This window comes from Cellulophaga sp. RHA19 (assembly GCF_002813425.1).
In the GTDB taxonomy this organism is placed as follows: domain Bacteria; phylum Bacteroidota; class Bacteroidia; order Flavobacteriales; family Flavobacteriaceae; genus Cellulophaga.
Map to the genome: position 1 here is coordinate 128,096 of NZ_PHUL01000001.1, position 14,099 is coordinate 142,194.

Consider the following 14,099-nt stretch of genomic DNA (forward strand, 5'->3'; position numbering starts at 1 on the left):
AACTTAAATTTTGGTACACACTACTTGATTATTGTACTCTAAACTAACAGCTTTATAATTATTTAAAGCTTTATCTTTTGTTGCTTTACTATAAAAAGCCTTGTAATTATTAAACTTAGCTTTTAAATTTTCTACCTTCCCTAAACTAACCACATAATCCTCTAACCTAAGCTTAAGCTGAAAATCATTGTCCTTTGCAATATGAATACCAATAATGTTTTTCTTTAAAAAATCATCGGCATTAACAAAATTCAAAAAAGCAAAGCAATTTTGAAGACTATCATCTGTAATTTTACCAGTAATAATTGGCACCCTTGCAGAGTGGTTATTAGATAAAGGCATACGCTTACCCTCGTCATCCAAATAAAAATTTGAATTTCCTTGAATACGCCCTATTGGTTTACGTTGTACAATTTTAGATGTAAGTTCCCCATTTACAGTAAGATAAACTTGAGCACTCTTCACCATTTTATTGGCTTCTAAAACCTTTTCTACTTTATTCAAAACTAGCGCATCTTTTGGCACGTTTGTAAGGCTTCCTAAATTTTGTATTAACAATTTATTAACCATCTGCTGAGTTATAAACAAATTGTCTTCGCCTAAAAACTCAACTGTTGTTTTTTCTATTTTTTTAGATTGATGCCTAACACCCGTAAAAGCGTATACTCCTAGCAATAAGAGTAATAAGAACACCAATTTTATGTAGCTCCAATTTACTTTCATATTACAAAAGCGTTTTTAATTTTATCAATCTCTTGTCCAATATCTCCAGCTCCCATAGCTACTAAAACTTCTGGATTCTGATTTTTTAACTCATTTATCAATTCTTTTTTAGAACAGATTTTTTTATTCGGATTATTTATTTTACTCAACAACCATTCAGAAGTCACTCCTTCTATTGGCTCTTCTCTTGCAGGATAAATATCTAACAAAATAATACTTTGAAATTGCGATAAACTAGTTGCAAAATCATCTATAAAATCTTTTGTCCTAGAAAATAAGTGTGGCTGAAAAACAGCTACTGTTTTTTTATTAGGATGCATTTCTGACACCGCATTATACACTGCATTTATTTCTGTAGGATGATGCGCATAATCATCTATAAAAACAAAATCTTCATTTTTAATACGGTATGAAAACCTACGCTGCACACCTTTAAAAGTACCCAACGCAGCAGCAACCACATCTGGAGATTTACCAGCTTCTAAAGCCATAGCAAAAGCAACTAATCCGTTTAACAAATTATGTCTTCCTGGTTTGCTAAATTTTACTCCGTTTATAACAGAATCTGGTGTTCTTATATTAAATATATAAGAGCCATTTTTTATTTCTATATCTGTGATACAAAAATCAGAATCATCATCTATACCATACGTAATACCATCTAAAGGCAAACCGTTACGCACAAACAATTTTCCGTCTGGTTCTAACCTGTTTACATAAGCAACAAAAGCATCTTTTAAATCGTCTCCTGTACCATAAATATCTAGGTGATCTGCATCCATAGAGGTAATGCAAGCAACATTTGGAGATAGTTGCAAAAACGACCTATCAAACTCATCTGCTTCAACAACTGAATAATCTGTTCCCTCTAATAAAAAATTGCTATTAAAATCCTCCGATATGCCACCTAAAAAGGCAGTAATTGGAGTTCCTGAATCATATAACAAATGTGCTAAAATACTAGATGTTGTAGTTTTACCGTGTGTACCAGCAACCCCAAAACAGAAAGTATTTTTTGTAATAATACCTAAAACCTCAGACCTTTTTTTAACCGCATAACCATTAGTTACATAATAATTTAACTCTAAGTGATTTTTAGGCAAAGCAGGTGTATACACTACCAGCGTATTATTTATATTTTTATAATATTCTGGTATAAGACTTACATTATCCTGATAATGAATTTCTATACCAGATACAGCAAGTTCTTTGGTTAATGGAGTTTCTGTTTTATCATAACCAGCAACTTCTTTACCTATAAATTTAAAATAGCGAGCCAAGGCAGACATTCCTATGCCACCAATACCCAAAAAGTAAACGCTATGTATATCTTTTAAATTCATTTTTTTAATAACTTACTAACTTCTAAAGCAATATTTTTAGTTGCATTTGGCAACGCTTGCTTTTTTATATTTTCTCCTAATTCTATTTGCTTTTCTTTATTGTTAAACAAATCCGTAAAAACAGTTTTAAAACTAGCATCTAACTCTTTTTCTCTTAACAAAATAGCTGCATTTTTATCTGCGTATGCCAATGCATTTTTTGTTTGATGATCCTCTGCAACATTTGGTGACGGAATAAAAATAACCGGCTTACCAACAATACTTAACTCGGACACAGAACCTGCACCAGCTCTAGATATAATAACATCTGCAGCAGCATAAGCAAAATCCATTTTATTTAAAAAATCAAACACTAAAACATGTTCATTCTGACACTCTTTATACTCCTCATAATACAACTTTCCACATTGCCAAATTACTTGAACATCTAAAGACGCAAACAAAGGCAATTGTTCTTTAATAAGTTTATTTACCCTTCTTGCCCCTAAGCTTCCACCTAAAACCAACAATACTGGCTTATCTTTTTTCAATTTAAAAAACTCTAAAGCTTTTTGCTTAGAGACCTTCATCTCTACCAAATCTTTACGAACAGGATTTCCTGTTTTTATAATTTTATCTGCAGAAAAAAAACGATCCATACCATCATAAGCAACGCAAATTTTTTGCACTTTACCAGCTAATAATTTATTGGTAACACCTGCATAAGAATTTTGCTCTTGCAACACACACGGAATATTTTTACCCGCAGCAACGTGCAATAATGGTCCGCTTGCAAAACCTCCTGTACCAACTACTGCATTAGGTTTAAACTTTTTTATAATTTGCCTAGCCTTAAACAAACTACTAATAACCTTAAACGGAAACAACATATTTTTAAATGTTAGCTTACGCTGAAAACCAGAAATCCAAAGGCCTTCTATTTTGTACCCAGCCTGTGGCACCTTTTCCATCTCCATACGGTCTTTGGCACCAACAAACAAAAATTCAGCATCAGGATACATTTCCTTTAGCTCATTTGCTATTGCAATAGCCGGATAAATATGTCCGCCTGTGCCACCTCCAGATAATATAAATTTATAATTGTCCACTTAACACATCTAAAGGGTTAGACTCATCTATAACTTCTTTTTCTTTTACTGGGTTTTTATTACTTGCACTAAGCACAATGCCTATTGCTAAACACGTCATCCAGATAGACGTACCACCACTACTAATAAGCGGTAATGTTTGTCCTGTTACAGGAAATAACTCTACCGCAACAGCCATATTTATAAATGCCTGAAAAACTATGGGTAAGCCTACACCTACCACTAATAACTTACCAAACACACTTGGGTTAGCATTTGCTACCACAACTATTCTAAATAACAGTAACAGATAAAAAAACATCACCACCAAGCCACCAACTAAACCATATTCTTCTACTATAATAGCATAAATAAAATCTGAAGAACTTTGTGGTAAAAAGTTTTTCTGAACACTTTTACCAGAGCCTTTACCAAGAACACCGCCAGATGCAATTGCAATTTTAGCACGCTCTATTTGGTAATCCTCACTAGTATCTTCGCCATTAAAAAAGTTAGATATTCTATTCTCCCAAGTATCTATTCTATTTTCAAACAAATCCGGAACTGCCTTTGCAACCAAAATAAATAATGCCAAACAAGCAATACCCGTACCAACGATTCCTAATAAATATTTAATAGGATAACCACCTAAAAAAGTTAGAGTAAGTACCATAAAAAAAATAATTGCTGCTGTAGAAAAGTTAGCTGGTAAAATTAAAACTATCACCAAAAAAACAGGAATCCACAACGGAAGTACACTCTCTTTAAAAGTAACTACTTTATCTTTAATTTTTGCTAAATAACGCGCCACATATATCATTAACACAACTGCTGCTAATGTAGATGTCTGAAACGAAAAGCCCACAAACGGAATGTTTATCCACCTACTAGCATTTGCCCCACCAATTGTTTTTCCTTGAGCTAACGTATACCCCAAAAGCAACAATACTATTGGCATAGCAATTATAGATAAGCCTTTAAAAAAGTGCATTGGTATTTTATGCACGCCGTAAATTATACCAAAGCCAAGCATTAATAAAAAAGCGTGCTTAACAAGGTGACTTACAGCCGTACCATTACCAACCACATACACCAAATTACTACTTGCGCTGTAAACTGGCAAAAACGAAAATAATGCCAATAGCGCAACTATGCCCCAAATAGCCTTATCTCCTTTTATATTTTTAAAATAACTTAACACTATACTTATTACTTATTTTTTACAAACTTTTTACTGCTGCTTTAAATTGATTTCCTCTGTCTTCGTAATTCTCAAACAAATCAAAACTAGCACAAGCAGGAGATAACAATACCGTATCTCCACGTTGACCAATTTTGTAAGCCATTTTAACAGCTTCATCCATTCTTTGTGTCTCAACAACTAAATCTACAACATTCCCAAACTCTTCAATAATCTTAGAATTATCTACACCCAAACAGATAATAGCTTTTACTTTTTCTCTTACCAATGGCATTAACGACTTATAATCATTTCCTTTATCTACACCACCAACAATCCAAACTGTAGCAGATTTCATACTCTCTAATGCATAATATGTTGCATTAACATTAGTTGCTTTAGAATCATTTACATAATGTACGTGAGCAATTTTTAAAACACTCTCTAAACGATGCGATGCACCCTGAAAGTTCTCAATACTAGCCCTAATAGTAGCTTTTCTAATATTTACTAATTTAGAAGCTGCTGAAGCTGCCATTGTATTTTTTAAATTGTGTTTACCTTCTAAAGCTAAGTTGTTTGTTGCCATCTCTATTGTATTATTTTGGGTCGTTATATGTATTTTATCATTCTTTAAACAAACACCTTCTTCAATTTGTTTTTCTATTGAAAATGGTATTAATTTTGATTTAACTGGGTGATTCTCTAGCCAACTTACAAGCACTTCATCGTCTGCATCATAAATTAAATAGTCTTCTTTTGTTTGGTTCTCTGCAATTCTAAATTTTGATGCGATATAGTTATCAAACTCATAATTATACCTATCTAAATGATCTGGCGTAATGTTAGTTATAATGGCTATATGTGGTTTAAAATCTACAATACCGTCTAATTGAAAACTACTAATCTCTAACACATAGTAGTCAAAGTTATTTTCAGACACCATTTTAGCATAGCTATCACCAATATTACCAGCCATACCAACGTGCAAACCTTCTTCTTTTAAAATATGGTTTACCATCATTGTAGTGGTAGTTTTACCATTACTACCCGTTATACCAATAATTACGGCATCTGTATATTTACTTGCAAATTCTATCTCAGAAATTACAGGAATACGTAGCGACAATAATTTTTGTACAAGAGCTACCTTGTCTGGTATACCAGGACTTTTCATTACCAAATCTGCATTTAAAATTTTAGATTCTGTATGCTGTTCTTCTTCCCAGTCTATCTCAAAATGTTTAAGAACTTTTTTATATTCTTCTTTAATTTTTCCTTTATCAGACACAAATACATTGTACCCTTTTTTTATTCCTAAAAGCGCTGTACCAACACCACTTTCTCCACCACCAAGAATTACTAACCTCTTCACCTATCTTACTTTTAAGGTTACAAAAGTTATAATTGCAAGAATTATACTTACTACCCAAAAACGGGTAACTATTTTACTCTCATGATATCCTTTTTTCTGGTAATGATGATGTAAGGGAGCCATTAGAAATATACGCTTGCCCACACCAGAAACTTTTTTAGTGTATTTAAAATAACCTACTTGTAACATTACAGAAAGTGACTCCGCAAAGAAGATTCCGCATAATACAGGAATAATTAACTCCTTACGTATTATAATTGCTATTACAGCAATAACACCACCAATAGTTAAACTACCAGTATCTCCCATAAATACACTTGCAGGATACGCGTTATACCATAAAAACCCAATAAGAGCCCCTACAAAAGCAGCAATAAAAACCACTACTTCTCCGGACTTTGGAATAAACATTATATCTAAATAATCTGAAAATATAATGTTACCAGAAACCCAGGCAAAAATACCTAGTGTAAATACTATTATTGCAGATGTACCAGCCGCTAAACCATCTATACCGTCTGTTAAGTTTGCACCGTTAGATACTGCAGTTACAATAAAAATTACAATTGGAATAAAAATTAACCAAGCATAATCTTCTGCTCCGTCTCCCATCCAAGAAATTAGACTTGTATAGTCTAACTCATTATTTTTTACCAAAGGAACTGTTGTTGCCATTGACTTAATTTCTGGCACAGAAATAGGAGCCACTACAGACCCTTTTGTTGCTATACCGGCTATTGCATTTTCTTTAATAGTTACGCCAGGATGAAAATAAAGCGTACAACCTACAATTAAACCAAGCACAACCTGACCAAGAATTTTAAATTTCCCTTTTAATCCTTCTTTATCTTTTTTAAATATTTTAATATAATCATCTACAAAACCAATAACACCCATCCAAAGCATTGTTACTATTAACAATAAAATGTAGACATTATCTAACTTAGCAAACAACAAAACAGGAATTAAGGTAGCTAGTATAATAATTAAACCACCCATTGTTGGCGTACCAGCTTTTTGCTTTTGTCCGTCTAAACCTAAATCTCTAACCGTTTCTCCTATTTGCTTTTTTTGAAGAAAAAGAATAATTTTTTTACCATAAACAGTAGCAATCAACAACGACACAATTATTGCCATTGCAGCCCTAAATGTGATAAACTGAAACAGACTTGCTCCAGGCAATTGATACTCTTTCTCTAAAAACTCGAATAAATAGTATAACATATATTGTTTGTTGTGTAACTAGCTTTTTATTTTTCTAAACCGGTTAGTATTTCTTTTACAATTTTATAATCATCAAAATCTATGCGCACACCATTTGTTTCTTGGTATGTTTCATGACCTTTACCTGCTATTAAAATAATGTCTTTTGGTTGCGCCAACTGACAAGCAGTTTTAATAGCCTGCTCTCTATTTTCAATAGTTAAAACTTTACGTGTATTTTGCGCCTCTACACCAGCTTCTATTTCTTTTAGTATTTCTGATGAAGATTCTGTTCTAGGGTTATCTGATGTAAAAACAACCTTAGTGCTCATCTCTGAAGCAATATGACCCATAACCGGACGTTTTGACTTGTCTCTGTCGCCACCACACCCCACAACGGTGATGACGTCTTCATTTCCTGTCCTCAATGCATTGATAGTGTTCAGTACATTTTTTAAAGCATCCGGTGTATGAGCATAATCTACTATGGCAGTAATATTTTTACTAGATATGTAATATTGAAACCTTCCGTCTACATTCTCTAACTCACTCAAAAGACGTAGAATTTCCATTTTTTCTAACCCTAACAATTGTGCAGTTGCATATATCGCAAGCATATTGTAAGCATTAAAATCTCCTATTAACTTAGACCAAAGCTCATTATCATCAATCTTTAGTAATTGTCCGCTAAACTGATTTTCTAATATTTGAGCCCTAAAATCTGCGTATGTTTTTAATGCGTATGTCTGTTTTTTTGCCTTTGTATTTTGCAACATAACAGCACCATTTTTATCATCTATATTTGTTAGTGCCCAAGCGGTTTTTGGCAAACCATCAAACAATAATTTTTTAGTGTCTCTGTATTCTGCAAAAGTTTTATGATAATCTAAATGATCATGTGATAAGTTGGTAAATATTGCACCCTCAAAGACCAAACCTTCTATTCTTTTTTGATGAATTCCGTGAGAGCTCACTTCCATAAAGCAAAACTCAACTCCGGCTTCACTCATTTCTGCCAAAGACTTATTTATTGTTAACGCATCTGGTGTAGTATGCGTAGTCTTAACCTCTTTATCATCTATCATTATTTTAATAGTTGACAACAAGCCTACCTTATAACCTGCTTTTTTAAATAACTGATACAACAAGCTACTAATAGTGGTTTTACCATTTGTACCAGTTACACCAACAAGTCTTAAATTTTTAGATGGAGTACCATAAAAATTAGAAGCCATTACAGCCAAAGCAGAATTACCATTTTTAACCTGTACATACGCAATACCATTAACCAAATCTTTTGGCATAGTTTCACATACAATAGTATTTGCGCCAGCGTTTAGAGCTGTAGTAATATAGTCATGACCATCTACAAGTGTACCTTTTACAGCAACAAACACATCGTCTAACCCAACTTTTCTAGAGTCAAAGCATATGGCATTTACCATAGTATCTGTTGTACCGTTTACTGCAACAATACCTACACCGTATAATATGTCTTTTAATAATTTCACAATAATTCTAACGTTATTTTAGACACTCCGCTTACAGCTGTTCCCTGAGACACAGATTGTGCTTTTACTTTTCCGTTTCCTTTTACATCTACTTTTATACCCATATTCTCTAAAAGAGATACTGCATCCATACCGCTCATCCCCTTAACATTAGGCACGGTACTATATTTTTTTTGCACACTTTTATAATATGCTTCATAATTACCATCTAAAGATTTACTAGTTACAGCTAAACCTTTTACTATATCTGTTTTTGGCGATGTTGCATATATTTTATGTGCAACCGATTTAAAAACTGGTCCGGCAACATCTGCACCATAAAAGCCTGCTTTTTTATCCGGGTCATGCACAACTACAATGCAAGAATACTTTGGCTCGTCTGCCGGAAAATAACCTGCAAAAGATGATATGTACTGCAACTTATTTGGATCTTTAGCCACGTAGTTTTTTTGCGCAGTACCTGTTTTACCCGCCATAGAAAAATTAGGAGAATACAGTTTATGACCTGTACCTTTTTTACTTTCTACCACATTTTTTAACAAGGCCTGTACTTTTTTAACTGTTTCCTTAGAACATATAGACGGATTTATAACCTCTTTATCAAATTTATAAATAGTCTTATTCCACTCTTTAACCTCTTTTATTAATCTTGGCCTAACCATTTCACCACCATTAGCAATGGCATTGTAAAAAGTTAGTGTTTGTAAGGGCGTTAAAGACACCTCATACCCGTGAGACATCCATGCTAAAGAAATACCAGACCAACCTTTATCACCAGGATATCTAATAACCGGTTTTCCCTCTCCCTTAATAGGCAAACCTAAATCTCTATTTAAGTTCATCTCCATTAAACGATCTACAAATTTTTCTGGATTATTTTTATATCCATTATGTATAACCTTTGCAAAAGCCGTGTTAGAAGAATACTCAAACGCTTTTCCAAAAGAAATTTTACCATAACCACCCCATTTAGAATCACGTACAGTTCTATCGTAAATTTTCCAACGACCATTTTCTGTATCAACAACAGTACTTGTATCTATAATTTTATCTTCTAACGCTGCCACCATAGACACTAACTTAAATGTAGATCCAGGCTCAGAAGATTCTCCTACCGCATAATTAAGGCGTTCATAATACGTATTGTTTTTAGTACGCCCCAAGTTAGATATTGCTTTTACCTCACCAGTAGCAACTTCCATTACAATTACACAACCATGATCTGCATTGTATTTTTCCAATTGCCCTAATAAAGCGTGGTGGGCTATATCCTGTATATTAATATCTATTGTAGAAACAACATCATACCCGTCTTTTGGTTCCACATCATTATCCGGACCAATAGGTTTCCATTGCCCTTTTGCAATTTTTTGCTTTAACCTTCTTCCTTCTTCTCCACGTAAATACTCTCCAAAAGCACCTTCTAAACCAACTCTAGTATAGTGTCCCTCTTCATCTACACGCTCATAACCTACACTACGCTCTGCTATTTTACCTAAAGGATGTTCACGTACTGTTTTTTGCTCCACTATAAGACCTCCTCTATTTGGACCTTTTTCAAAAAGAGGAAACTTTTTAATTTTTATATAATCCGAATAATCTAAGTTACGAGCAATAAGCTTATACCTATTTTTATTAGACCTTGCTTTTCTTAATAATTGCTGATAATAAGATGACGGTTTCTGAAACATTTTACCCAAAGCATCAGACAACGGTTTTATATTATCATTAAAATCTGAATTACGAACCGTTACCGCATCAAACCTAATTGTATATTTAGAAACAGATGTAGCCAACAAACTACCATCATCAGAAATTAAATTACCTCTATTTGGCTCTATAACAAAAACACGCTCTGTACGCTCCATAGCCAACTTACGGTACTTATCACCGTCTACTACCTGTATGCTAATTAGCTTTACAGCCACTGCAATAGCAAACAGAAACAGAAAGCCTGCAACTATATACAAACGAGTTAATATGTTTTTTTCTGATGTAGCCACTACTTAACAGGTATTACTCTTATTTTTTTTGGAGGAGTCTCTGACGGATATAAATCTCTTTTTTTCACCTCTTCAACAATTGAAGACTCTAGCTTTAACTCTTGTAAATTAGAACGTCCATCTAAAAACTGACTACGTAACTCTTTTACCTCTTCACTTAAAGCCGCAATTCTATGCACTTTTGCATCTGCACTATGCGCACTAGCAATCATTAAAGCAGCTAAAAAAGCCGCAAAAAGGATAAACATCCAATTTTTAGGAGCGTCACCGCTCACTAAAAACTTACCTTTTAATATGTCTAACAATCCTTTTCTCATTACTTACGCTCTGCAATTCTTAATTTTGCACTTCTTGCTCTGTTATTCAAAGCAATTTCTTCTTTAGACGGTACAATTAATCCACCAACCTTTTTAAACGGAACATCTATATTACCGTAAAAATCTTTTTCTGGCTCACCTTCAAACTGACCAGCTCTTATATATCTTTTAACCAACCTATCCTCTAAAGAGTGATAACTAATTAAACTTAACCTACCGCCAACTTCTAACAAATCATTAGTTTGCTCTAAAAACTCCTTAATAACCTGAATTTCCTGATTAACCTCTATACGTATAGCTTGGTAAATTTGAGCTAAAATTTTATGCTCTTTAAATGCTGGTAAGTACTTTTTTAAAACCTGCTTTAGTTCATCTGTAGTTTTTATTCCACCATCTTCTCTATGATCTATAATTGTATTTGCCATAGCATTTGCGTTTCTTAAATCGCCATACTGAAACAATACTTTTCTCAAATCATCATAAGCATAGGTATTTACCACATCATAAGCAGAAACAGTATTCTTCTGACTCATTCTCATATCCAAGTCAGCATCAAAACGAGTAGAAAACCCTCTTTCTGCCTTATCAAATTGATGAGAAGAAACTCCAAAATCACCCAATATTCCATCAACCTTACGTATGCCGTGGAATTTTAAAAACTGTCTTATATATCTAAAATTTTCGTTTATCAATAAAAATCTATCATCATCTAAAACATTAGCAAGCGCATCTTCATCTTGGTCAAAACCAACTAACCTACCTTTTTGCCCTAGCCTACTTAATATTTCTTTAGAATGCCCGCCACCACCAAAGGTTACATCTACGTACACTCCGTCTTCCTTAATATTAAGTCCGTCTACAGACTCCTTTAATAAAACTGGATTATGATAACTCATCTTCTTCACCTCCCATTACTTCTTCTGCCAAATCCGCAAAATTCTCTGCGTCTTCCTCAATTACTTTTTCATAACTATCCTTATCCCAAATTTCAATAATATTAATAGCAGAACTCAACACCACTTCTTTGGTAATATTTGCTATTTCGACTAAATTTTTTGGAATTAATAGACGCCCTGTAGCATCTAACTCTACAATCTTAACCCCTGCAGAAAAACGACGTATAAAGTCGTTATTCTTCTTTTTAAAGCGGTTTTTCTTGTTCATCTTCTCCATAAGAAGATTCCATTCTTCCATAGGATACAACTCTAAACAAGGTTGAAAAACAGAACGTTTTATAACAAAACCTTTGTTTAGAACACTGGCCATCTGACCCTTAAGAGCAGAAGGTACCATGACCCTACCCTTAACGTCTGCTTTGCACTCGTATGTTCCTATGAAGTTTACCATTTAAAATCAGCTGAATTTTAAAACTGATATCAAAGATAAAAAATAATACCACAATTTACCACTAAATACCACATTGTTAATAAGTTTCCCCACCCAAAGTGCCACTTTTAGACTAACAACCTAAAAAACAGGATGTAATGTGGTGGTAGAAATCTAAATTTATCTACAAAAAAGAATGACGATTCTTTTTGCGGAAATGCCTATATTTGCTACTTAATAGCATAAGAGCTATCCTATTAATGGAAGAAAAGATTATTACAGAAGGCAAATACAGATATATAGAGATTGGGGAGGGAACACCACTAATTATTTTACACGGATTAATGGGTGGATTGAGTAATTTTCAAGGTGTTATGGAACATTTTCCTGCAAAAGGGTACAAAGTTTTAGTACCAGAATTACCCATTTATGACAAGCCTTTACTAAAAACTACTGTAAAAAGTTTTGCCAAATTTGTTCAAGAATTTATTACTCACAAAGGACTAACAGACGTTATTTTGTTAGGAAATTCTTTAGGCGGACACATTGGTTTATTACATACAAAATTATACCCAGACACTGTTAAAGCACTAGTTATAACAGGAAGCTCTGGACTTTACGAAAGTGCTATGGGTGATGGCTACCCAAGAAGAGGTGATTACGACTTTATAAAGAAAAAAGCACAGGATGTTTTTTATGATCCAGAGGTAGCAACTAAAGAAATAGTAGATGAAGTTTTTGCAACAGTTAACGACCGTATTAAACTTGTAAAAACATTAGCCATTGCTAAAAGTGCCATTAGACACAATATGGCTAAGGACTTACCAAATATGCACACTCCTACTTGTATTATTTGGGGTAAAGATGACACTGTAACACCACCAGATGTTGCAGATGACTTTAAAAAATTATTACCAGACTCTGATTTGTATTGGATTGAAAAATGTGGTCATGCACCAATGATGGAGCATCCTGATGAATTTAATACCATATTAGACAACTGGCTACAAAAGCGAAATTTGTAAGCTTAACTCTTTAAAAATACTATCTTGAAAATAAAATCTGCCAGCTTTGTAATGAGTAACTCCAACGTAAGGTCTTGCCCAACAGACCCTATACCTGAGTACGCCTTTATTGGTAGATCTAATGTTGGAAAATCTTCTTTAATAAATATGCTAATGCAAAAGAAAAGCTTAGCAAAAACATCTGGAAGACCCGGAAAAACACAACTTATAAATCACTTTAAAATTAATGAAAATTGGTTTTTAGTAGATTTACCAGGCTATGGATATGCACGTGTTTCTAAAAAGGAAAAGAAAACTTTTCAAAAATACATTACAGATTACTTTAAAGAAAGAGTACAACTTGTTTGTGCCTTTGTTTTAGTTGATATACGACACGAACCACAAAAAGTAGACTTAGAATTTTTAGAGTGGATGGGCGTAAATCAAATACCGTTTGCATTAATTTTTACAAAGGCCGATAAACTAAAACCCCAAGTAATACAAAAGCAAGCAGACAACTATATTAATGCCTTACTAGAAGGTATTTGGGAAGATGCCCCACAATATTTTATTACATCATCATCTAACAACCTTGGAAGAGAAGACGTACTAGAATATATAGGTGGTATAAACGAAAACTTTTACGCAGCTACTGCAAAAAAATAAAATTACACTTTAGACTTTATTGCCTTTATTAAATCTTCTGCCTCACCAAAAGCGTTTAACTCTTTTGTTGAAATAAAACTATTTAACTTACCACCTTCCTCTTTTAAAATAATAGGTAAACTTGTATTTACGATATTAGTACCTTTATACATAGCTTCAAATTCATCTTTGTGCAAAAACACAAATTCTAAATCAGTTTCTTTTCTAAACTTTTTCCAAACAGTATTTTCTGTAAACACACCAAAAGTAATATCACACAAATTACAATTATAAGTAGATGGACTAAATATTTTATGTGCACTGTCTAACATAGAGTTACCCAGACCCGAATTTGCATTATAGATAAATATAACTTTAGTATTCATAATTTACTTTTTTAAT

At 33.3% G+C, this 14,099-nt stretch carries 14 protein-coding genes; 2 read left to right on the top strand and 12 right to left on the bottom strand.

Annotated elements, in window-relative coordinates; translation table 11 throughout:
- Positions 1 to 3: 3 nt before the first annotated feature.
- The 11 genes from AX016_RS00565 to mraZ are packed head-to-tail and all read right to left on the bottom strand — an operon-like array spanning position 4 to position 12,069.
- The gene (locus AX016_RS00565; protein ID WP_100893741.1) at positions 4 to 723 is read right to left on the bottom strand and encodes a cell division protein FtsQ/DivIB; all 720 of its coding nucleotides are present in this window, start codon (positions 721 to 723) and stop codon (positions 4 to 6) included.
- A complete protein-coding gene (gene murC, locus AX016_RS00570; RefSeq protein ID WP_100893742.1) occupies positions 720 to 2,066 on the bottom strand; it encodes a UDP-N-acetylmuramate--L-alanine ligase in 1,347 nt (448 codons plus the stop codon). Before murC ends, AX016_RS00565 begins: the two co-directional genes overlap by 4 nt.
- On the bottom strand, positions 2,063 to 3,154 hold the full coding sequence (murG, locus tag AX016_RS00575; protein WP_100893743.1) for an undecaprenyldiphospho-muramoylpentapeptide beta-N-acetylglucosaminyltransferase: 1,092 nt from the start codon (positions 3,152 to 3,154) through the stop codon (positions 2,063 to 2,065). Before murG ends, murC begins: the two co-directional genes overlap by 4 nt.
- Entirely contained in the window at positions 3,141 to 4,334 is a 1,194-nt protein-coding gene (locus AX016_RS00580) for an FtsW/RodA/SpoVE family cell cycle protein (RefSeq protein ID WP_100893744.1), read from the bottom strand. Before AX016_RS00580 ends, murG begins: the two co-directional genes overlap by 14 nt.
- Before the next feature lie 19 nt (positions 4,335 to 4,353).
- On the bottom strand, positions 4,354 to 5,688 hold the full coding sequence (gene murD / locus AX016_RS00585; RefSeq protein WP_100893745.1) for a UDP-N-acetylmuramoyl-L-alanine--D-glutamate ligase: 1,335 nt from the start codon (positions 5,686 to 5,688) through the stop codon (positions 4,354 to 4,356).
- A complete protein-coding gene (mraY, locus tag AX016_RS00590) occupies positions 5,689 to 6,912 on the bottom strand; it encodes a phospho-N-acetylmuramoyl-pentapeptide-transferase (RefSeq protein WP_100893746.1) in 1,224 nt (407 codons plus the stop codon).
- 26 nt (positions 6,913 to 6,938) lie between these two features.
- Positions 6,939 to 8,402, bottom strand: coding sequence for a UDP-N-acetylmuramoyl-L-alanyl-D-glutamate--2,6-diaminopimelate ligase (locus AX016_RS00595; RefSeq protein ID WP_100893747.1), 1,464 nt, complete (start codon positions 8,400 to 8,402; stop codon positions 6,939 to 6,941).
- The gene (locus AX016_RS00600) at positions 8,399 to 10,405 is read right to left on the bottom strand and encodes a penicillin-binding protein (protein ID WP_100893748.1); all 2,007 of its coding nucleotides are present in this window, start codon (positions 10,403 to 10,405) and stop codon (positions 8,399 to 8,401) included. Before AX016_RS00600 ends, AX016_RS00595 begins: the two co-directional genes overlap by 4 nt.
- Positions 10,405 to 10,722 carry an FtsL-like putative cell division protein gene (locus AX016_RS00605; protein WP_100893749.1) on the bottom strand — a complete coding sequence of 106 codons (318 nt, stop codon included), beginning with the start codon at positions 10,720 to 10,722 and terminating at the stop codon, positions 10,405 to 10,407. Before AX016_RS00605 ends, AX016_RS00600 begins: the two co-directional genes overlap by 1 nt.
- On the bottom strand, positions 10,722 to 11,618 hold the full coding sequence (gene rsmH / locus AX016_RS00610) for a 16S rRNA (cytosine(1402)-N(4))-methyltransferase RsmH (protein WP_100893750.1): 897 nt from the start codon (positions 11,616 to 11,618) through the stop codon (positions 10,722 to 10,724). Before rsmH ends, AX016_RS00605 begins: the two co-directional genes overlap by 1 nt.
- The gene (gene mraZ / locus AX016_RS00615; RefSeq protein WP_100893751.1) at positions 11,605 to 12,069 is read right to left on the bottom strand and encodes a division/cell wall cluster transcriptional repressor MraZ; all 465 of its coding nucleotides are present in this window, start codon (positions 12,067 to 12,069) and stop codon (positions 11,605 to 11,607) included. Before mraZ ends, rsmH begins: the two co-directional genes overlap by 14 nt.
- Before the next feature lie 239 nt (positions 12,070 to 12,308).
- Here mraZ and AX016_RS00620 point away from each other — a divergent pair, with 239 nt between their 5' ends.
- A complete protein-coding gene (locus tag AX016_RS00620; RefSeq protein ID WP_100893752.1) occupies positions 12,309 to 13,073 on the top strand; it encodes an alpha/beta fold hydrolase in 765 nt (254 codons plus the stop codon).
- A gap of 24 nt (positions 13,074 to 13,097) precedes the next feature.
- On the top strand, positions 13,098 to 13,718 hold the full coding sequence (gene yihA / locus AX016_RS00625; protein ID WP_100893753.1) for a ribosome biogenesis GTP-binding protein YihA/YsxC: 621 nt from the start codon (positions 13,098 to 13,100) through the stop codon (positions 13,716 to 13,718).
- Between the two features lie 2 nt (positions 13,719 to 13,720).
- Here the strand turns inward: yihA and AX016_RS00630 are convergent, their stop codons facing one another.
- Positions 13,721 to 14,083 (bottom strand): GTPase, encoded by a 363-nt coding sequence (locus tag AX016_RS00630; RefSeq protein ID WP_100893754.1) that lies wholly within the window; start codon positions 14,081 to 14,083, stop codon positions 13,721 to 13,723.
- Positions 14,084 to 14,099 lie beyond the last annotated feature (16 nt).

Excerpts from the sequence above, each read along its gene's own strand:
- AX016_RS00565 (WP_100893741.1), bottom strand. The coding sequence starts at position 723 with ATGAAAGTAAATTGGAGCTACATAAAATTGGTGTTCTTATTACTCTTA.
- murC (WP_100893742.1), bottom strand. The coding sequence starts at position 2,066 with ATGAATTTAAAAGATATACATAGCGTTTACTTTTTGGGTATTGGTGGC.
- mraY (WP_100893746.1), bottom strand. The coding sequence starts at position 6,912 with ATGTTATACTATTTATTCGAGTTTTTAGAGAAAGAGTATCAATTGCCT.
- AX016_RS00605 (WP_100893749.1), bottom strand. The coding sequence starts at position 10,722 with ATGAGAAAAGGATTGTTAGACATATTAAAAGGTAAGTTTTTAGTGAGC.
- rsmH (WP_100893750.1), bottom strand. The coding sequence starts at position 11,618 with ATGAGTTATCATAATCCAGTTTTATTAAAGGAGTCTGTAGACGGACTT.
- mraZ (WP_100893751.1), bottom strand. The coding sequence starts at position 12,069 with ATGGTAAACTTCATAGGAACATACGAGTGCAAAGCAGACGTTAAGGGT.
- AX016_RS00620 (WP_100893752.1), top strand. The coding sequence starts at position 12,309 with ATGGAAGAAAAGATTATTACAGAAGGCAAATACAGATATATAGAGATT.
- AX016_RS00630 (WP_100893754.1), bottom strand. The coding sequence starts at position 14,083 with ATGAATACTAAAGTTATATTTATCTATAATGCAAATTCGGGTCTGGGT.